Below are 21,751 nucleotides of genomic sequence, written 5' to 3'. Positions count from 1 at the left end.
CCGCTGTTTCGCAAGACTTTCTCCAGTTTGTTCGTTCACAAAATGGAGACCGCCCTGCCTCTCGCCAGCGGACACAAACCGCAATGCACCATCTAAGTCAGCCTGCAAGCCATTTCAAATGGCTGCAATGACGCATCGCGCAGCAATGCTTGTTTAGAACGTTACTTCAGTCGTCGGACTATGGCAATCATAGACGCTCCACCGCCGCCCGCTTACCCCTTTAGCATAATTTCATTATTTTGGAACTTTTCTTTCAAATTCCATTATAAGAGACTATGGTTAAGAAAACGCGGAGCAACCAACGTGGCACGATTAAGCATTCAAAGCGAACAGGTCAAACACTTGGTGGACACTCAAGTCCTGCCCTTGCTGTTGGCTACAGGGACTGTCGGAGCGCTTACCAAACTGCTCAATGAAAAGCTGCTAAACACAGGGACTCAGAGCAGGTTGCACCCCAATCGATTGCACACATTGCTATCGAACGACGCGACCAGATCGCTTAACGAAGCGACAGTCGGCATGATCGAGCAAGCAGCTCGCGCAGCACTTGAGAGTGACCGAACGATCGCCGAACAGGCTGCAATCGCGTTCAAGTCTTTACAGGCGGACGCCCGAGAGCTGCGTGCGTTCTCTGCCAGCTCGTTGGACGAGGTCGCAGAACGACTATCCATTCCTCCGGCGCTTGCCGCTCGACTGCTTGATGAAGCCCCTAGCTTAGCCGGCGCAAAGGCGTTTGGAGCTCGTGGCTCGGCGGGGACAACCCCTCTTCAGCATGAGCCTCCAGACTGGAGCTACCAAGATACGGCTGTGGCGAGATGTGTGGACGCATTTAGTCGACGTCCCGCTGGCCGTGTCGGTCTTGTACTGCCGACCGGCGCGGGCAAGACTCGTACGGCGTTACGCATAGTCTTGACGATGCTTGAAAAGAATCTCGACATCGAAGCACCAGCCTATTGGGTCACGCATCGACGCAATCTTCGTGAGCAGGCTTACCGAGAACTGCAACGGCTCATCGCCGCGCAAGAGCGTTTCCGGGACGGGGAGAGACTGTCTGAACTCGCGCGCCGGATCAAGTTCGTCATGGTCGGCGACCTAACACCGCTGCTCGAAGGCGCTGCAACCCGACCGGCGCTGATCATCGTCGATGAAGCGCACCACGCTGCCGCACCTTCATACCAGCCCGTTTTCGCTAACCCCTGGGCCGCCCCGGTGCTGCTGCTCACCGCCACACCTAACCGAAGCGACCGTCTGCCTATCGGCATCGATGAGATCGCCTTCACGATCACGTACCGTGAGCTTGCTGAACGTCGAGCCGTTCTCACGCCGAAGTTCCTGGACTTCCCTGTCGAGAATTTCGACTGGTCCCCCGAGGCCATAGACGATTTAGCGGACTACATCGTCGATCGAACCTCAACGGATTTCACCAAGGTATTGGTGCTCGCGCCCCGTATCGATCGGGTCGAAGAGTTTTACATGGCGCTGCTTGACCGGTTGCCTGACGATCACCCGCTAGAGGTCGAAGATATCGGTTTTATCCACGGGGCAGCCAACTCTCTTGGCATCGACAACGAGGACTTCCTCGCCCGCTTCGGCAACAAGCCACGCGCTGTACTGATCTCGGCTCAGTTGCTACTGGAGGGTTTTGACGATCCGAGCATCAACGCGGTCGTACTCACCTATCCGTCAACCAGTGTCATCCGCTTGATGCAAGCCGCAGGCAGATGCGTGCGATATGCTCCCGACAAGCGGGCGGCCTATGTGGTTCAAGCCAGAAACGACTCGATCGCCTATCACTTCGACCAGAGGTGGCTTTATCAGGAGATCGACGATTTCTTGCGGCCACAACTCGTCGATATTGAGTATGTGAGTCACGGCGATCTTTATGAGAAGGCAAAGCTCTTGCTAGAGCAGCACCGCGTCGAGGAAAAGCAAGCACAGCGTTCGCTCGCCCGCATCAAGACATTGATGCCAGGCGAAACCTGCCGGCTCTTCCTTTATGGACTCCCCTACTTCGGCTCCGCCGATCAGTTTGAGACGGAATCGAGTTGGGGCGTTTCTCTGGAAACCTCAGATACATCGGCGATGCTGCGCGGCGTATTCAACGCTTTCTGTTCGCTGGGCGCAGATCTGTCAGACCCCTCTGATTTCCTTCTACGAGACGGCACCGCTTACGGTCTAGCAAAAGACCTTAGTGCCGGCAGTCGCTGGTTGGAACTCACTGGGTTGCTGACCGCATCGTACTTTGCCAAGCGCGAAGTACACGGCCCCTCTCCGATCGAGACCATGGGAAGCCGGCCCTTCAAGCCCCATGGAGCAACAACCTGGCTTAGGTATGTTTCCTTTACCTTCCGACCTGCCGTTCCTCCCGCCCTCAGTGAGTTCCTTCGCGATTGCCACAACGCCGCACAAATCGAGGCCATCTATCTCGAAACGCCGCTGCAATATGCAACAGCGGTCAAGGTACCGTTGCCCTTGGCAGGATCGGAAGCATTTCTGCTCAACGCGAGCGCGACGAGCGAACTGACTGTCGGGCTAAACAACCTCAGGCAACAACTTGCCCAAGCCGCTCCGGCAGAACAGTTCGGCGCACTTGCTTCATACCTGGCCAGCTCAAGCCAACTGCAAATCCCGGCGCGATTGCTGCACCGAAGCGAATTTTTGGTCGACCCGACAGCGCGAGCAGCGCGCGTCTTGGCACTCACCGAAACCCCTAATCTCGACTCTGCAAAGGAACACAACAATGAATAACCATCGCACCCCCATCAACGACTTGCAAGATGCCAAGTTGGTTCCTTTCGATAAGATTCACCTGGATCCCAACAATCCACGCATCGCTCCTGAGAGCCCACCCGGCTATCTTGATGATAACGCCCTGTTCGCCGAGGATCTTCAGCAGTCGCTGGAAGAGCGAGTTCGCGCAGTCTACGACGTTGCGAATCTGGAGGACTCAATCCTTGCGCATGGCTGGGTTCCCATAGACTCGATCATCGTATGGGAGCATTCGCATCGCCCAGGGCATTACATCGTAGTTGAAGGGAACACACGGACAGTGGCACTACGCACACTGCGTGGTAGCCGCCTGGAACGTGAGCGGAAGAAGCTAGAGAAGCTGAAGAAAGCTCCAAGCCGCTTCGAAGAGGAATTGCGCGTTCAGCAGGACCTGGTTGATCGACTCGAGAACATTGCCAGCCAAACCGACCAGCTACGCGTCTTCCCTGTAGCCGCAAAATCCGTCGATGAACTCCAAGCAATTCTGCCTCGTTTGCTCGGCGTACGACACATCAGCCATGCTCGCGAATGGAAACCCTATGCAACGAACCTCTACATCCTGTCCTTGTACGAACGCCTGTTCCGCGCCCGGCATGGAGACAAGGTTGCTTTGCGCCTTGAAGACGATTTGGTAAACGAGGTCGCATCCATGGTGTCACTTGGTGGCACCAGGGCCCGGCGGAACATTCAAGCCGCCTCTGCGTTCACTCACTTCAAACGCGACTATGAAGATCGGTTGCCTGAGGGCGAAGCGTTGTCCGATGAAGACCACTACTTCTTTGAGCTGATTCTTCAGAACGCATACCCGAAGGAACAGTTCAACGTGAACAAGGACTCCCTGCGTCTCCCAAAAGAATCGGAAGAGGTCCTATTTCAGTGGGCGTTTTCGAAGCCACGCTCCGGCAAGGAAGAGGACAACGAGAACATCTTCTACAAGGCCGAAAGCGTGCGCCTCTGGAACCAGATGGCAACCTACGATGGCAAGTGCGGCACAAACTTCGCCAAGCAGCTCGATGTCAACTCGCCCGACGAAGCGAGGCCCATCGGAGTGATCGAGGCTGAATTCCTCCAGCACAAGACACAGAGAACACCGATTGATGCCCTCACTTCGTTGCTGAAGGCTCTTCAAGACTTAAAGGTAGATACCCTACTCTCGCAACAGGAACATCTCACCCCCATTCTTGATCGCATCGCGCATCAGGTCGCGCGGTATCAGAAGATGATGAAAGCCGTGAGCGAGTAGTCTGTTGCATAATAGCTGCGCTACGTACCTATCATTAGTTTAGAGCTTTCCATGGCCCATGATTTCGTTACAAAAGTCGATGCAATGCGCGCAGATATTAGGCGATTCATACTTAGCCCGCAACGCTGGAGAACCAGTCGCGTAACAACGCCAATTAATTGGACATATATAACATTCACGGACACCAACAGAAACCTCGTACCAGAGGAAGCTGGTGTCTATGCCTTCATCGTTCGCCACTCAAACAATCACTTCCCCGATCACGGGTTCATCATGTACATCGGGATCACAGGCCAGAACGGTAACGGGCGGACACTCAGAAATCGCTATGGCGATTATTTAATGGAGCAGAAAAAGCATAAGCGGCCAAAGATCCACTATATGCTCAACAAATATACAGACGATCTCCAGTTCGCTTACGCCGCCTTCCCTGATCCGACGTTTAATCTCGAAGCACTTGAACTTGACCTTAATGATGCAATCATTCCACCCGTGGTTGTAAAAGACTTTACTGCGGAGATTCGACAACTTGTAAAGGCTATCGAATGAATAAGCGAGAATATTTCCCTGCGCTCCGCGGCCGAGTCGGCGATTGGGCCTTTTATTCAGTACTAATGACTCTCAACCAAATTGCAAGCAAGGTGAACTATGCAAAAGAGATTCATAGTAGTGCCAAGCTGTCCGATTTAATTCAACGCGAATTGGATGACAAGAGCCGAGCTGGCGAGATTGGTAATTATCTTCTGACGAACGAAGACCGATTTTTCAACTCACTGGTTGTTGCCGTTTACGACGGCGATCCAGAATGGCATGAATTCCAGAACCTCAAGCCGGTAAGTGGTGACATTAAACTTGACGATATCGACTACAACAGTCGATATAGCGTTGGGTACTTAAGCCTTTCTGGAACGGAAAAGCTTTTTGCCCTCGATGGTCAACACCGTTTGGCGGGTATCCGCAGCGCTCTAGCTCAAAATAGTGATATCGGCGAGGATGAGCTTTCGGTCATTATTGTTGCACATCACACAGACATTAATGGGCAGAAGCGTACGCGAAAGCTATTCACGACGCTGAACAAGACAGCGAAACCAGTTTCTAAGAGTGAAATCATTGCTTTGGATGAAGCGGATGCAATGGCAATCACTGCGCGGCACCTAGTAGAAAATGATCCACGGTTTAGCGATAAGCTTGTCCACATCAAGAGAAAGCAGCCGAGTCTACCCAAGTCTGACAGGGAACACTTAATCACTCTGATTAACCTGTATGACATACTTGAGATTCTTTTCGTCAAAGGTCGGAAAACCACCAAGCCTGTTGACCTCAAGCGTCGTAGGCCATCCGATGTGGAATTGGATGGCTACTTCAAGCTCGCAAGCAAGTATTTCACTCTTTTGGACGAAATATCTCCTGAGCTCAAGCAATGCTTCACATCAGATGAACCTAAGAATGAAATCGAAAAGCACCGGCATGACAAAGGCGGACACATACTATTTCGCCCTATTGGGCTTCTGCTTTACACCGAAATAGCCGCCACATTGATGCGAACCGATTCTCTAAGCCTAGAAGAAAGCGTCGCCGAACTTAGTGTGCTGCCTACTGAGTTGTCAGCACCGCCGTATGTTGGGATTCTCTGGGATTCAGCGACCGCTACAATGAACATCAAGAATCGCGCTCTGACTCGCGAACTTCTTCTTTATTTTCTTGGCCGCGTTCAAGAACCTGCTCGCGTTAAGAAGCTGACCGCTAGATATGCGCTGCTTCTCAACGACGACACTGAAACGCCCCCAACCAGAACACCTGCCCAAACAAAACGGATAGTGCGACGCCCCCCCCGGAAATAGAGGCGTCACCAAATAGGAAGAAACTAATTTACAGAATCGAGCAAACGACTGTTCTCTAATCAGTCGTTGCTCAAGGCCAGTTGCTCACTAATGGAAGCGGCAAGCTCGGCAAGCAAGTCATCTTCTCGGCGACTAACGAGATACGACAAACCGCGATGAACATGCAGAAGGAAAGTCTGCCTGATTGATTCTTCGGAAACTCGTTTTCCTTCGTTGAGCAATCGAACGATTAGCAGATTGGTGTAGAGATCTTCCAGCCCCCCCGTCAGCGTGCGCCAGTCGATCTCCAGTCCACCAGAAAATGAAAAATTTTCGTTCGGTGGCACGGATGGGTTTGCCAACGAAATGCACAGCGCGTGCCTGCAGATCGCATTGTTGTGCTCGATACCAGTGCGGCGCTTTATCGTAGCGAGCTGGTTACGTGCGGCAGAGGTAAGTTTGACGCGTTCCATCAACACACCTCCTTGGCCAGGAAATTCACTGTTGTGCGCCCCTCGCCATCGTCGAAGTCCAGCGAGTACTCGGCATTGGTGAAAGGTTTGAGGGCATCGTAGGCGGAACCTTCAACCTCTTGGTCCGTCGATAGCACAACGACCTGGTGCGAGACGGTTGCAAAGAATCGCTTGATCATTGCCGAGCGGTGTTGCTGATCCAACCGGGCCAGCGGTGTATCCACTACCACCGGGAAGCGTCCTTTGCGTTCCTTGATCAATGCGCTGAGGACCGAGATCGCCAATAGCTGCCGCTCTCCGGCCGACAAGCGATCCATGGGCAGCTCTTGTTGCTTGCTGTCCTTGATTGACACTTGATAACTCGTGGGGTCGACTACAACGCTCGCGATCAGATTCTTTTTCCGCATCAGATTCCGAAACTCACCGGTAATCACGTCGGAAAGCCACTGGGCCTTCGATGCCAACAGTCGATCTTTGAAGATGGTTAGCACCTTGCGAGTCCTGGACGACGCTTCCAAGCTTTTCGCCTCCATGGATCGATCGCGGAACTCGGTTCCCAAGCGTGCCTGGGCAGCATTCAGCCGCGTACGAACATGGGCGAGGTTGCTCTGTGCCTCCTCCAACTGCTGAGTCAATGCGGTAAGTTGAGCCTCTGCTGCCGCAGTCACTTTGCTTCGCTCGCTGAGTGCAGACAGGATGTCGCTAATTTGCTCCTCCGCCGGAATCTCCCCAATACGCTGCTCGGCCCTGTCCAATTGGGCCTGCGCAGCATTCAGCGCGTCCAACTCACGCCGAACCTGGCTTCGACTCGACGTCAACTGACGTTCAACGTCTTTGGGGGGCGCATCGTGCAAACGCACCGCGCCCTTGTCACGATTCGCCGAGTATGCCTTGAGGTCCTGCGCCAGAGCATTCCTAAGTGCGTCGATAGCAGATTTGGACAGATTGGCCGGCAATGCCGACAGCACCCGCTCATCTCGCTTCTTGAACTCCTGCCCAAGCAACTTTGAGTGTCGTGCATGCTGATCCCGCCCCCAAGCATCAACGTAGCTTGGCCAGAGAGATGTCAGCCAAGCAAGCGGCAATATCGGATCTGACATTGCGTCAGCCAGATCGGAACGCGCTACGCTGACAGCCTTGCGGGCCACCTCGACGGAGTTCCGAATTGCCGCGGCTTGCTCATATGCCACGAGCCCCTTGCGCTGCGCCTCAACCGTATAGCGATCCAACGCATTTTGAGCCTGGTCTGCAGCGTTTCGAGCAGAGGCCAGCTCCTGAGTCAGACGCTGAATACGGGCTTCCAGCTCCTTCGCCTGACTGTGCCAGGTGGTCACATTGGCGCGAGCCGCTTCAAATACCTCTGAGGCATTCTTGTTCTTTAAGGTCGCACGTCGCTCAAATGCCTTCAGATCGTTACCGAGCGCTTCGATTCCGCCGATGCCAAGAAACACCTCAGTGGCTCGTTTGAGCAGATCAGGTAGGCGTTCGGGATTGGCCAGCGCCTCGATCTTCTCGCCATCGAACAAGAACAGTTGCACGAGTTCAGCGGGCAAGATGGACCCGATAAATTCATCCCAAGTCTGAGAGAAGTCAATATCGAGGCTGCCATCCTCGAATACGGAAATGCTCTCGTGCAATCCGTCGGCCTTAGCAGGCCACTCTCGCCTTACATTCAACTGGCGACGAGCACCACTGACCTCGATCAAGACACCAATTTCTACAATACTATGACCTTGTGCGTCACGGCGCTGCAGGCCAAGCAGCAATTGCTCGTACTCAGATCGTCTTAGCCCCGGTAACGCCTTCTGGCCGTAGAGTCCGATCTGTAAAGCAGTTAGCAGCGTCGTTTTTCCGCTGCCGTTAAGCGCTTTCACGAGAATAACGGGCCTGCCAGAGCCAACGCCTAAGTCAATCGTTTGTCGTTCGCGAAATGGCCCAAGGTTCTCGATGGAAACGTTTGTAATTGTTATCTTTGCCATGGGTTAAACTATCAATGAGGCTGCGTCCGATGCCTCCCCATCCGATTCATCAGTGGGGCTGGACAATGCAAACTCAAGTGCTTCGTTTTCATTACGGAAGGCATAGTGCCTGAGCACTCCTTCCAGCCGATCCAAATGTTTGGATCGCTTATGGGCCTCAATCGATTGGAATTGCACTGCCAAAAGGCTGCGAGTCAGCTTGTATAGCTCACGCGCGGCTTCGGGTTCTGGATCCACCTCGGATGCCACATTCTCCAGCATTTCCAGATCGGAACGGTCTAGCGGCACCTGCTCGAGCTCTCGGCCTGGATACGCAGTCTCGAAGACCTCCGTGTAGATCTGGGGCACAAGGTCTTCAATCTCTCCCTTGCCCTCGACCCATATACGTCGAATCTCGTCCAACTCGTCGATCGAGATCAACTCGATCAGTTGAGTACCTTGCTTCTGATCTGCGTTTCGGACCATTCGCTGGGTTGTGAGAAGCTCCTTAAGTAACTTCGCACGATGCGCTTGGGTGTAAGGGCCGTGAACGAGCTCATCACGGAACACCGTTAGACGACCATTCATGCGTCGAAAATCACGATTTGACCGATCTTCTACAGCCAGATGCTTGTCGCGAAAATCCAGGATTGGTTGCATCCATTGTTTCTGTTCGTCGTTCTGAATCATGGCTTGCATGGATTTGTCCTGCGAGACCATGGTGCACACGTAACAACCGAAACGACTATCACCGCAACTAGGCGTCGAGGTATCCACAACAATCGGGCACTCGGCGTCCGGCGTTGCCCCCCTATAGATTCCGAACAGCTCTTGATTATCGATGCCCCACGGGTTGGGATTGGTAATCAGAAATTCCCAGACCGTGTCGCTCGTCCAGCTTTCGATTGGGGGATAGACCCAAACTCGCGACAAGCGGGGGTCCTTGTTCTTGCTCAAACGATCACGGGTACTGCCCTTGTAGTTCTCCATGACCCTATCGCGCGCTTGGCTCTCGCCTCGCCGCTGTCCAAGCACCAAAATCGCCTCACCATTCGACTCGGAAAGTTCTTGGATAAATTTGGTTGAGGCGCTGATCTTTAGGCGGTCGGTGCACCAGCGGAATTTTGGTCGCGGTGCTGGGTACCCTTTTCCAATCAAGTTGACCCAGAAACGGTTCTCCATCGCGGGTGTCAAACGATGCGGATAAATCTCGAGCCCTTGCTGCCGAGCAGAGATGCCAATTCGGAGAAGCGAAGCCTCTACCCAAGCGGCAATCACTGGATTTTCCACCAGAGTATCGGTACTAATGACATGAATGGGCTTAGTTCGCTGCTCGGCAGGCAAACGTACGATCGCCATCCAAATCAACTGCAAACATGCGGTAGAGTCCTTGCCTCCGCTATAGCCAACGATCCAAGGCATAGGATCAGAACAGTAGATCTCCTGAATCTCTTGGATGATCTGATCAACGTCGATGCTCACTTCTTTCTCCTTCTCGCAGCCCGCCCTTGCGGCATACGTGACGCGGCCCAGGCCGCCTCGGCGCTTCCTTCTTCGGGTGTGAGTTTCAGGCCAAGCACGCGCTTGATCTCGTTACAAGTGAGGGTAATGTTCTGTCCGGACTTCGCCATAGCACCTCCGACCATGGCGCGACCTTCCCAAGTCTTGGCATTCTTGCGAGACCAGTCCACCGTGCGAAGGCGCTTAACACGTTCAGCCCGCTCTAGTGCAGGCAGTTGATACAGCGCACGCCCCGCTCGTCCAAGCGCTTGAAGCACGATGGCATGTGAATGAATGAAATCTCTACGTACATCACCGGACGTCATTTTTGATTCGCGCACATAAGTCCATTCAGGAATTTGCTCGCCGACCATCTCCCAAAACTCCAAACACCTTTGACTAGCTGACTGGAAATCTTCCAGTTCCTTCTCCGAGAGGAATTCGGTTGTCGCAAAATGCACGGCGCTCAAGGTGAACAAACTTCTCGACCTCGGCGATAGCGAAGAGCGCTCGGCCTCAATCAATCCCTTGAAAACGTTTGAAGTCAAACTTAGGTGTCGCGCGAGATTGGCCGCAGCGCTACGATGGTCGTACAAGATACCGAGAGACGCGGACGGCTTCACGGCGTGGCGATTGAGATCAGCAAACATCTGTTGGCAGCGCTCAAGTCCCCGATCGACGAAAAACACCACGGCGATGGTCTCTTCTCCAAGTTCGGGAGCCGCATCGAGTGCCTGCAGAATTGCAGCGCGACGATGTTGGCCGTCATTAACGACGAACTTAGCGTGCATCGAGACGGTAAGTGATCCCATACGAAAACTGGCCGGCCCGTCCTCACCAATTGGATCAAACTTCACTTCACCATCTACTGATACTGTTATCGCAGAGAAGGTGTAGCTATCGAGATTCTCAACGATGTAGCGCGCAATTTCAGGAACGCGTGCCTTATTCAGTGTTCGCTGTGCGCGAAGCTCTGGCATGAGCTCTTCGTCGTCAAAAATGAAGAATCTACGCAGTAACTGTAACGGGCACATCGAGACGTAGTATTCGCGCCCCGCCTGCACCCCACGGATCGCCGGAAGAACATAAGTAAAGGCACTCGTCATCATGTTTGCAAGCATATCATGTTTGTATGTAAATACACAAACGTATGTCGATAGCTCTTTACCACGCGTAGAACGAACAGGCTCTGGAGGCAAGGCTCTCCACGGATTTGGGTAGTTTGGTCCGCAGTTGCCTTAGTGCCACCAGGTAGGTCTTCGACGAAGACCATGTGGGAGGAACGTTACTTCCGGACTGAGGACACTTCTGAAAATATCGCCACATTTGATGTGAATGGGTGTCAATTTGGAATTGAGAGCAGCTTTTTGTTTCCCGATCGGGAAATAAGAAGCCGGGTCATGCCCAACCCCACAGAACATTCCCGATCGGGAAATGTCGCTTGCACTTAGTTCGGTTGTGGCTGATAATTTCCCGAACGGGAAACTTAGCAAGCCATGACATCCATTCGATCACCTCAACAACTCGGCGATGCACTACGTGCCGCTCGCAAGCAGCTGGGGCTGACCCAGCCCCAGCTGGCGCTGGCGGCTGGGGTGGGTGTGCGCTTCATTGTCGACCTTGAAGCAGGCAAGCCCACCTTGCGACTGGAAAACGTGTTGCGGGTCATTGATGCCCTGGGCGGTGAAATCCATTTGAGCGGATTGCCGTCAGTTGCCTCCGACGATCAACGAGAGGATGACGGCCATGGCTCATGAGCTGGAAGTCTGGCTTTTCGCAGATCGTGTCGGCACGTTGGCGCTGATCGATGGGCGGCTAAACTTTTGCTACGCACCCGGTTGGCTGTCACACAAAGATACCGTTGCCTTGTCCACCTCGCTCCCTCTGCAAGCGGAGCCATTTGACGATCGCAAAACGCGCCCGTTCTTTGCGGGTCTACTGCCCGAAGGGCAGATGCGCCGCCTGATTGCGCAGCAGTTTCAGGTGTCTGGCCAGAACGACTTTGCGCTGCTGGACCACATCGGCGGCGAATGTGCCGGAGCAGTGACGTTCCTTGAGCCGGGTCAGGCTTTGCCTGTGCCGAACCGCCGCGATGACGTTCAATGGCTGAGCGATGAGGAAGTCGTGGCCATCCTGGATGAACTGCCGCGTCGTCCCATGCTCGCAGGCAAAGACGGCTTGCGGCTTTCCTTGGCCGGCGCCCAAGACAAGTTGCCAGTGGTTTTCGATGGTGCGCGCATCGGGCTGCCCCTCAACGGCACGCCGAGCTCGCACATCCTGAAACCGGCCATCCACGCCGTCGACGACAGCGTGATCAACGAAGGATTTTGCATGGCACTGGCTGAGGCCATGCAGCTCAAGCCAGCAAAATCAAAAGTTCACTGGGTGTTGGATCGCTCGTTTCTGCTGGTTGAGCGCTACGACCGACTGATCGATGCCCAGGGGCACCGGCAACGGCTTCATCAAGAGGACTTTTGCCAGGCACTGGGCGTGGTGCCCGAAATGAAGTACCAGAATGAAGGTGGTCCGGACCTGGCGCAGTGTTTTGATCTAGTGCGCAGTGCGACGCGCCCCAGTGCGCCGCAGGTCCTGCGACTGCTCGACTATGTGATCTTCAATGCGCTGATTGGCAATCATGATGCGCACGCCAAGAATTTCTCGCTGCTTTACTCAGGCAAAGCTCCCGTTCTGGCACCGCTTTACGACACGCTCTCGACGGCGGTGTATCCAACACTGACGCAGAAGATGGCGATGAAAATCGGCAGCAAGTACAAGTTCAGCGAAGTCCAGGCGCATCACTGGGAGCAGTTCGCCCAAGGCGTAGGCTTTACCAAGGCTCAGGCCAAACGGCGAATTCTGGAATTGGCAAAGTTACTGCCAGCCACGGCGCGAAAGCTCCAGTCTGACCCCGGACACAGCTTTGCTGGCAATGCCGTGGTTGAGCAAATCAATACCTTGATTGAACAACGCTGCGCACTGACGATTCGCAGGCTCACCGACCCCGCCGCCGAAAATGACGCAGCCGCCGAGCCCTCCGTTTGAACCGCCATGCGGATTCGATTCCGGATTCGGCTACCAAAGGGGCAAACGGTCGTGGCGCAAAGCCAGCTGAGTTGCCCTGCGTTCTGCTCGATCTGTTGAAACAGTTTCTGGGCTGCGAACCGGGCAATAGCGTCTTGCACCGGAGCGAGTGGCTCAAGATCAAGGAACAAGGATCACTTCCTGTTTACAATTTCACGAAGCGGAACAAGTATCAGAAGAGCAAATCAGAAATGTAACAACGATCTGAAGGGGGAGACGCATGGCCGTCGCAGCGCGCGAGTCATTGAAGCAGAAGACGCACTTACGACGCTACACGGACGGGGCGCCAGGTGCCGGCTCGCTGTGGTGGCCCCCGCGTCTCGCGCTTGCGCTTTTCCTGCTCGGGTCATCTCAGGCTGAGGCCCAGGCTGATGCTCCTCCTCACGACTATCAGGACCTCGGACCGCACTTTGTTGTCGCGCCCGGTTTTGGTTCAACGACTGAATTCAGAGACCTCATCCTGCAGAAGTCAGTATCTGCACGCTTGGCAGGCACGGCAACTTATCGAGGTTGGTCACTGTCAGGTGCGCTGAATCAGTCCGCTCAATCTTCGGAACCTCGCGCCTACGAGTTGCTGGCGACTTACAGCCACAAGCTGCCTTACGCGGACCTGCATATAGGAATTGTGCATGCTCGAATTGATGGGAGTTACTCCAGCGGTTGCACTGCCGCGAGCCTAACCGCAAGTTCAAATAGTCTTTCTTCCACAAAGCTCGATTTAACAGTCCAAAACGACCTTTCTGGAACATGCCGGTTGGTCTCGATTGGCGCGTCACAAGTGCTGTGGCAGAGGGGCATTTATCAGATTGATCTCCGTGCAAGTGCCAATAGCTGGAGAACGGACGTTCTAAAGACGGACGGGTGGTCAATGCGCCTGATGGGGCGTTCGCAGCTCGATGCGAATCGAAGCTTGCACTACCACGTGGGGTATATCGAATCAAGCCTAAGCCAGGGCACCCTGCAAAGTAGGCCGAGCGGGGCAACTGTCGGCATAAATTATGTCTGGGAGTTCCGCTGATGGATATACGTCCCACTCATTCACGTCTGGATCAAATATCCAAGGTGCTCCAGGTACTAAGACTTGTGATATTCGCGTTCAGCCTGTCTTTCTGCTTCTCCGTTGGAGCGGCATCAGTTGGCGTCACACCAGGCACAACAGATGGTCAGGTAAACGTGGGTCCTGACGGTAGCGTAGGTTATTCAATCCCCATTCGGGTCCCGCCAGGCACTGCCGGAATTGAGCCCAAACTCGTCCTCGCCTACAACAGCAGGGGTGGTCCATCGGCGTATGGGTTCGGTTGGGCGGTAGGGGGTATTTCCTCCGTTCAGCGAGGCCCGCGGAACATCCCTGAGGACGGAACTGTTCGTGGCGTGTACCTCGAACAACGAGACGCCCTTTATCTGGACGGCGAGAAGTTGGTGCAGGTCTCGGTGAACACAGATGGATCGCGAGAGTTTCGAACAAGAGTCGACAACTATTCGCGAATCCGTGCCTATGACTGGAATGATCGAGGTCCACAAAGGATCGTGGTTAACACGAGGGCTGGCCTCAAGCTCTTCTTCGGCAGTGCAAGCTCTTCGAGAGTGAGTCAGGATCCAAACGGGCCGGTATTGACGTGGCTATGCGACCGAATCGAAGACAGTGTTGGAAACTACATGACCTTCTCCTATGTTATCGATGGACTCGATCATAGGCTCCTGGAGGTCTCGTATACAGGCAACGATCAAGCAAAACTACAACCTTACGCAAAGGTGGTTTTTGAATACTCCCCAATAAACCCGTACGATCTCAGGTACGTGCTGGGAAGCAGGGTGACACAAAAGACACTGCTGAAGCGTATCGTGAGTTCATATCGAGGCAAGGTACTTCGGGAATACAAACCGACCTTCGAAGCGATCGATAAATTCCGGCCAGCGCAAAAGTTGATATCGCTGACCGAGTCCGGTTCTGATGGGCTCTCGTATCGGCCACTTCAATTTGTGTACGCCAGTGCTACGGGAGGATGGAAAGCAATCGAGAAAACTCTTCCAGATGACGTTGTGAACGTCACTGGCAAGCAGAATTTTGAATTCGCCAACATCCAGGGCAAGAACGGTCTTGAGCTGTTCTATCGCTTTACTGCAGCTGGCCAGAGTGTCAGTGGCGCTTTCGAGTACGAGACCAGCGGGCATCCGTCAAAGCTCGACGTGAAGTGGAATCCGCCCGTTGACTTGGTTGGTAAATCATATCTGGTCGCTGATCTCGACGGTGATGGCTTTGACGACATCTTGACGGACGACTTCACCTACATATCCGATCAGGCAAAGGGCTGGCAGAAGATCACGAACGCGGGGTTGGGTTTCAAGATTTCTCGTGATGGCCGCTATTTGCGCACGTGGATCGACCTTCAAGCTAAGAAGCAGCCCGTTCTACTTTGGTCATCGCCGAATCAGGCCCCGAAGTCCGGTGCAGCCCGCCTAGTTGGGAACCAATGGGTTCAGCTTCCAGAGTTCGCGCCTCCACTGCCGTTCTCAACTGATGCCGATGGTCAACTGAATGGTGTTTATGCGCTAGACGTGGACTGCGACGGGGGCCTCGAGCTCGTTTACAACTTTCTAAAGGTCGACGGTACGGCTGTTCGGAGTGCGTTCCGGTCAACACAGAAAGGTTGGGAACCGCTCAAAGACATCCAAACGTTGGTGCCGTTTGACCCCGTGCCGCATAACGCAGCGCTAAAGCTGGCAGACCTCAATGGCGACACATGCAAAGACGTCGTCATTGCCTACAAGGTCGGCAGTCGGTCTGTTCAGCAGGCATGGCTTGCGACCAGCAAGGGCTTTCAACTCGACCCGCGTCCTCTCCCCGATACCTACTTTTATAGCAAGACCGGCTCAAGTGCGGGGCAACTGCTTGCTGAGATGGGTGATCTTCGGGGGGACGGAGTTCAATTTATATTTTGGCGTGAAGGCCGAACGTCTTCTGGTCAGAAATCAGGTGCTTACAGAATTGCCTCGAACGAATGGGTCTCCGAGAATTCGTATATTCCCCCGGAGCCTTTGCCCAACAGCGTTGCGGGCAGACAATCTTCTTTTGCTGCAGTTCAGCTTCTCGGTAAGGGCAAGACTCAGCTTGCATTCTTCAAGGATCAAGGTCGCCCAAGCATCTACTCTTATTCTGGTGGGCGCTGGCGCCTTGATGCACAGCTGACCCCGCCAGAAACGATCGCTCAATTTGACAAGGCCGATCTCGGTGTTCGATTCCCGGATCTCAATGGCGATGGGTTTGCTGACATCGCATATACAAAGAAGACTGCGGATGGGAAGCTGATCAAAGTTGCATACCTTTTTCGGCCAGGAGAGCAGGATCCGTGGAAGCCGGACGTTCGATACAAAATTCCGCGGCCAACATTCTCCGAAGATCTAAAAGATACGGGTGTCTTTCTTGTCGATATCAATGGGGATGGATTAACTGATCTGTTGTATGCGTATCAACCTGCAGATTTATCCAAACCGCCTGTACTTGAGGCTTATGTAAATTGCAGCTTAATGCGGGAATGCAAGAGCAGCGTTCCAGTTGATCAGGAGGGGGGCTATTGGAAGAGTGTCACTGATCCAATTTTCAAAGGACGCTACGCTGGCTATGTTCCACCAGTGCCGTTTGCTAAAGAGGGCGTCGGGTCGTTGGGAGTGCGAGCGGTCGATATCAACGGAGATGGATTAACTGATCTCGTCGTATCAAGGGAGGAGGATGATGCGCAGGGAATTCCACACCTTGTTCAAAAACTCTTCCTAAATAGCATCGAGACTACTGCGTCCGGTCAACGGGTCGGTAGATGGGTTGAATCGAAGGGAGCCGATGTCTTGCCTCCCGTTCCCTTTGTTCGTCCGTATCGGAAAGATCTCGGTGAGTCCGGAAGTCCCCTTTCATCTGTTAGGGACAATCGTGTTGAACTGATTGATCTTGACGGAGATCGTCTTCCGGATTTCGTCTATCGATTCCGCTCGGCGGTTCCGAAGAGCGAGACGGATGAAGAAAGGCAGCAAAGGATCGCGGATGGCCGCCCACTTCCTTTTGAGGAGAAGTGGATTCAAGGCGCATATTTGAATCGAAATGGGAAGTGGATTTTCTCACCGACCTATACCCCTTTACATCGCATCGACTCTGACGATAGCGATGCGGCTTCTAGTGCAATATCGGCGCCCCAAGTTAGTTTCCAGGACGTTAACGGTGACGGACTTCCTGATCTGATTTACGCAGAGCGTTGTGAAGGCTCTTGCTCCCAGGCGGTCAATATGACTTACCTGAACACAGGGGCCGGTTGGGAATACGAGAAAGCCTACGATCTGCCGGTTGATGCCTTGATGAAGAATACCAAGGGCGACCAAGGCTACAGGCTGCTAGATGTCAACGCAGATGGTTTGGTTGATGTCGTGTACCACCGCGTATTGGCCAACGGGGTGCACGAGAAAGGTGTCTACTTGAACTCTGGTGTTGGCTGGATCAGCAAACCCAGTCAGCCGGACGCAGATCTCGATGCCTATGCCCCACCTCTGCCCTTCGCTGAAGAAGGCCGGGGGGACCTCGGTGTACGTCCACTGGATCTGAACGGAGATGGCATCGTTGACCTAGTGCAGATCTACAAGCGAAGCGCGTCTGAAACCACATCCGCCATCTGGATCAACGAGCCATTCGCTGCACCTGATAGTCGCCCCTACAAGACCGATCTCCTAGCGGAGGTAGTAGATGGCCTCGGACGTCAATCCATTTTGACCTACCGCTCCTACATCGGGATAGCGTTTGATCAAGAAGGCGCGGCGCCCAAGGCGTATTTGGGAACAAGGGAAGGCCAGAAAGACGAGAGGAGTCCAGAGTATCCTGTTCTCGATCCGCCGATGCCTGGATACGTCGCTACAGATTTGAAGGTGGTGGGTCCCGGGATTCCTCAGCGCACGTCGTCCTATAAGTACAAAGGCTATCGCGTCGATACGAGCACGGGCAAATCTTACGGGTTCTCGACCCAGGAGATAACTGACCAGGAGCGCAATCGAAGGACGGTTATCGAGTTCGTTCAGAAAGACGGTCTTGTTGGCAACATCGCCTCCACGCGAGTGGTGCAGGGATTGCGAGGTGGCAAAGAGGTCGAGATATCGCGGTCGGTATCCGCTTTCTCGCTTTCTCGCAGGAATGGCGCGCCTATCGATGACGGCTTTTCGCCCGAAATCCTACGCGTCAAGCTTGATCGCACTGAGAGTGTCAACGCTGATTTGAAGGGCATGGGGCTGAGCAGTCAGGTCGATGAATTCACATACGACGACAACGGCAACCCAACCAAGATCAAGACGACATTCGCCGATGGGTCAGGGTCTGAAACCACTAACCGGTATGACGACAACTTGGTGGACTGGCATCTGGCCAGACTCACTGGTTCGTCTGTCACACAATTTTCGCCAGGCAAGCCCTCTCAGACCAGGCGCGCCGCGTTCTCGTACTCGCTCAAGACTGGCCAACTGGTAAAAGAGGTGTCTCTCGTAGGTTCGCCATCAGAGTCAGTCATCGAGTACGAGCGCGATGTCTTCGGCAACAAGGTGGCGTCTCGCACCTCCGTCAAGACTGGCGAAGCAGCGCGTACGTCCCGAGTGAAATACGACACACTGGGGCGCTTCCCTATTTCCACCACGAATAACCTAGGCCACACATCCCGAGCGGAGTTTGATGAGGTTTCAGGCGCGATCACCAAGAGGATTGATCCGAACGGACTTTACCAAATCGTTCGCTACGACTCGCTGCAGCGTGTCCGTCAGGAGATAGATGCAACCGGCGTCGTAACGGCAACGCAGACTGATTTCTCCAGCTCCGGTGAATTGGCATTCACAGTAACCAAGCAGGTCGGAACGCTTCCTCCCACCGTATCCGCCCATGATGCGGCTGGGCGCCCGCGCTGGCAGTCCTCAACTGGCTTCGAAGGCAAGGCGGTGATCGTAGAGTTCGGCTATGACGCCTTGGGTCGCCTTGTCCGTTCGACCATCCCAAGATTTAAAGGGGACCAAGCGCGATCAACAGTGCGGCGGTATGACGAGCTGGATCGTCAGATCGAAGAGCGTCGACCGGATGGCGTCATCTTGTCCACGCGCTATGAGGGACTGAAGACCATCGCTATCGATCCGCTCAAGCGTGAGACCGTGATCGAGAAGGATGCGCGAGGGAGAACCGCGCTCACGGTCGACCCATTGAAGGGGCGCACCCAGTTCGAATTCGATGCTTCAGGCAAAGCGACGCGCATCGTCAATGCCCTTGGCCACGTTTCGACAGCGGAATACAACCTCGCTGGTCAACGCATCGCGCTGGATGATCCGACTCTCGGCCGATGGATCTACAAGTACAACGGCTTTGGGGAGCTCGTTGAACAAACCGATGCCCGTGGGGAAGTGGTCAATCTCAAGTACGACGGGCTCGGACGTTTGGTTGAACGTCGCTCCAAGACAGACGTCGCCAACTACGAATTCGACCAAGGCCCGAGCGCCATCGGTCGCCTGGTGGCAGTCAAATCCTCACAGGGAGCGACGCGGGCCATCAATTACGATCGCTATGGGCGAGTGGGCTCTGTTGATCTCCAAGTGGGGACGGACCGTTCGCGCATCGAGCAAAGCTATGACGATCTAAGCCGACCGCTAGAGCGCAAATATTCGTCTGGCTTGATCGTGGCGAACGCCTATGACAATGGCGGATTCTGGCGCCGCGTGCTCATTTCCGGGTCGGCCCAAGCGAAGACCGCATGGGAGTCTCTCAATGTGGATGCACTTGGCAGAGTCACCGAGGAGCGCTTGGGCAACGGCGTCGTCAATACGCAGACGTTTGATGTTGACTCAGGACGTTTGACGGCATCGGTTGCACGCAGCCCGACCGGAACCGCCATTCAGGACTTCACGCTGGATTACGACCTGGTGGGCAATGTCTTGCAGCGTGCAGACCGCGCGAACAAAAAGACGGAGCGCTTCGAGTACGACACGCTGAACCGCATCACAAGTGCTGCGCACGTCCTGGGCGGTGAGCGCGTCATGGTCAGCTACGACCCGCTTGGAAACATCCTTCAAAAGTCAAACACCGGTACCTACCAGTACTGCGACAGCGAGAGAACCAGAACGCTATGCGGCTTGCGGGACTCAAACGGTGCCCAGTCGGCGTTTTCTTATGATGCCTCCGGGAACATGGTTCAGCTTGGCGACAAGAAGCTTGCCTACGATGCTGAGGGACGGGTTACCAGCATCTCTAACGGGCAGCGCAATCAGTCGAGTTTCCGCTACGGCGCAGATGGAGAGTTGATTACGCAGCAGTCTCGCTCTGGGGAGACACGGTTTGAGGTGACCTACCTCGGGGACACCGAAATCGTGAGAGAGGCCTATGCCCCTCCGTTCAACCCAACGCCTGAGCGCACCCGTGTGCGGCACTTCATCTCTGCACCGACCGGAACACTGGGATTCTTCGAAACCACGTATTGGCATTTTCCCTTCCGGCATGCCGCGCCCATGTACAGCATGCTGGTCATGGATAACCCGCTACGCTCGAGTGAGGTCAGCACTGGGATGACCTACTTCGTCAAGGATCAATTGGGCTCGCTGCGGGCGACGCTCAACGACCGCGGCGATGTGCTTGAACGGTTTGACTACGACCCTTGGGGAAAGCGCCGGCAAGTAGACCAAGGTGCCTATTTCTCAGTACGCCAAGGATTCACAGGGCACGAGCATCTGGACAACCTGGATCTGGTGCACATGGGGGGGCGAGTCTACAGCCCTTCACTTGCCAGATTTGTCAGCCCTGATCCATTCATTCAATTCGCTGGATATTCACAGTCTCACAACCGCTATAGCTATGTGTTGAACAATCCGCTGAGCTTAATTGACCCAACTGGATATTGGTCTCTTGGGGGGGCTTTAAGAGACCTTGGTAATGCTGTTGGGGGAGCCTTTAATGCTATTGGCGGAGCTGTTGGGGACGTACTTGACGCTGTAGTTGGAAAGCCACTTAGTTGGATTGGCGATCAACTTCATAAAGTGGGCAATTGGCTCCAACAAAATTGGAGGACCGTTGCAATCATTGCTGCGGCCGTCGTGCTCGGACCTATGGCGGTGTCGGCATATGGGCTCATAATGGGGGGGGTGATATCTGGCGCTGCAGTTGGTGCCTTGGGCCCAATTCTGTATGGAGGCAGTATAGATGATGTGCTAAAAGGTGCTGCGATCGGTGCGATTACTGGGGCTATTACAGGCGGCATCGCGAATAAGTTTGGTGCATCTTATTCATTTCAGCGCGTTTTTTACGAGGGCGCAAATGGCGGGCTGGGTTCTGTTCTGAGGGGGCAGAAGTTTGAAGATGGTTTCAAGTTTGCTGCGATTGTTTCGGCCCTAAGCTGGGCAAACCGCGCAATGCGGGATGATCAAATCGAGAAGTCTAAAGGGGTTGGGAAGATTGCTGGAGGCAAGCAAGTTGATAACATCGGAGAGCCAGGATATAGCAAAGGATTTATGGGGGACGGTGTAAAGCTGGGTGGTGGACGCTATGAAATAAATATTGACCCTACTCAGCCTTGCGGTGCAAGTTGTGCGTTTGGTGGATGGCAAGCAGGTCCTGGACAGGTTTTATCTGGTGACTGGGCGACTCCTTATTCTGCGGGATCATTCTCGGATACTATGATTGAGGCATATGCTGGCCCGCACGATTGGATGCGTGAGTACATTTCACGAAGCACTCTACCAAATGGTTTTGCGGAAAGCTTTTCGGGAGCACGTGCTGCAGTTGATGGTGCAGCGAACGCCGCGTTAATTGTTCCTGCCACGTATTTTGCGGTCCCGGCTGCCGCGCCAGCGGCCGGATATGAGATTCACTCGAGGTGCGGAACAGAGCTTCAGCGCTGCCGTTGATTGCAATTCTGA

The 21,751-nt window shown here is 54.2% G+C and carries 11 protein-coding genes; 7 read left to right on the top strand and 4 right to left on the bottom strand.

The window, feature by feature from the left end; all coding sequences use genetic code 11:
• The first annotated feature begins 303 nt into the window (after positions 1–303).
• From METRZ18153_RS0106295 to METRZ18153_RS20545, 4 genes are read left to right on the top strand one after another with little or no spacing between them, the layout of a single operon-like run.
• Entirely contained in the window at positions 304–2,748 is a 2,445-nt protein-coding gene (locus METRZ18153_RS0106295; protein WP_198291210.1) for a DEAD/DEAH box helicase, read from the top strand.
• Entirely contained in the window at positions 2,741–4,012 is a 1,272-nt protein-coding gene (locus tag METRZ18153_RS0106290; protein WP_020163925.1) for a hypothetical protein, read from the top strand. The genes METRZ18153_RS0106295 and METRZ18153_RS0106290 overlap by 8 nt, the downstream gene beginning before the upstream one ends.
• A gap of 51 nt (positions 4,013–4,063) precedes the next feature.
• On the top strand, positions 4,064–4,561 hold the full coding sequence (locus METRZ18153_RS20815) for a hypothetical protein (RefSeq protein ID WP_157257210.1): 498 nt from the start codon (positions 4,064–4,066) through the stop codon (positions 4,559–4,561).
• A complete protein-coding gene (locus METRZ18153_RS20545; RefSeq protein WP_081629071.1) occupies positions 4,558–5,853 on the top strand; it encodes a DNA sulfur modification protein DndB in 1,296 nt (431 codons plus the stop codon). Before METRZ18153_RS20815 ends, METRZ18153_RS20545 begins: the two co-directional genes overlap by 4 nt.
• A 59-nt stretch (positions 5,854–5,912) precedes the next feature.
• On the opposite strand, the gene dndE is transcribed toward METRZ18153_RS20545, so the two are convergent.
• The 4 genes from dndE to dndB are packed head-to-tail and all read right to left on the bottom strand — an operon-like array spanning position 5,913 to position 10,872.
• The gene (dndE, locus tag METRZ18153_RS20540; RefSeq protein ID WP_198291209.1) at positions 5,913–6,305 is read right to left on the bottom strand and encodes a DNA sulfur modification protein DndE; all 393 of its coding nucleotides are present in this window, start codon (positions 6,303–6,305) and stop codon (positions 5,913–5,915) included.
• On the bottom strand, positions 6,305–8,284 hold the full coding sequence (gene dndD, locus METRZ18153_RS0106285; RefSeq protein ID WP_029143592.1) for a DNA sulfur modification protein DndD: 1,980 nt from the start codon (positions 8,282–8,284) through the stop codon (positions 6,305–6,307). The genes dndE and dndD overlap by 1 nt, the downstream gene beginning before the upstream one ends.
• 3 nt (positions 8,285–8,287) lie before the next feature.
• On the bottom strand, positions 8,288–9,745 hold the full coding sequence (dndC, locus tag METRZ18153_RS0106280) for a DNA phosphorothioation system sulfurtransferase DndC (protein ID WP_020163922.1): 1,458 nt from the start codon (positions 9,743–9,745) through the stop codon (positions 8,288–8,290).
• Complete coding sequence (gene dndB / locus METRZ18153_RS20535) at positions 9,742–10,872, bottom strand: DNA sulfur modification protein DndB (protein ID WP_198291208.1); 1,131 nt, start codon at positions 10,870–10,872, stop codon at positions 9,742–9,744. The genes dndC and dndB overlap by 4 nt, the downstream gene beginning before the upstream one ends.
• A 387-nt stretch (positions 10,873–11,259) precedes the next feature.
• Between dndB and METRZ18153_RS20530 the strand changes: the two genes are divergently transcribed.
• The 3 genes from METRZ18153_RS20530 (at position 11,260) to METRZ18153_RS20525 (ending at position 21,739) form a co-directional block, all read left to right on the top strand.
• Positions 11,260–11,520, top strand: a complete 261-nt coding sequence (locus METRZ18153_RS20530; protein WP_029143591.1) for a helix-turn-helix transcriptional regulator — start codon at positions 11,260–11,262, stop codon at positions 11,518–11,520.
• The gene (locus tag METRZ18153_RS0106265; protein ID WP_043363792.1) at positions 11,510–12,805 is read left to right on the top strand and encodes a type II toxin-antitoxin system HipA family toxin; all 1,296 of its coding nucleotides are present in this window, start codon (positions 11,510–11,512) and stop codon (positions 12,803–12,805) included. The genes METRZ18153_RS20530 and METRZ18153_RS0106265 overlap by 11 nt, the downstream gene beginning before the upstream one ends.
• A 1,056-nt stretch (positions 12,806–13,861) precedes the next feature.
• Positions 13,862–21,739: an RHS repeat-associated core domain-containing protein gene (locus METRZ18153_RS20525; protein ID WP_081629069.1), complete on the top strand. Its 7,878-nt coding sequence runs from the start codon at positions 13,862–13,864 to the stop codon at positions 21,737–21,739.
• Positions 21,740–21,751 lie beyond the last annotated feature (12 nt).

Origin of the sequence: Methyloversatilis discipulorum, assembly GCF_000385375.1 — a bacterium.
Lineage (GTDB): Bacteria > Pseudomonadota > Gammaproteobacteria > Burkholderiales > Rhodocyclaceae > Methyloversatilis > Methyloversatilis discipulorum_A.
The sequence above is the reverse complement of the archived record's forward strand: the minus strand, read 5'-3'. Positions and strand labels throughout refer to the sequence as shown.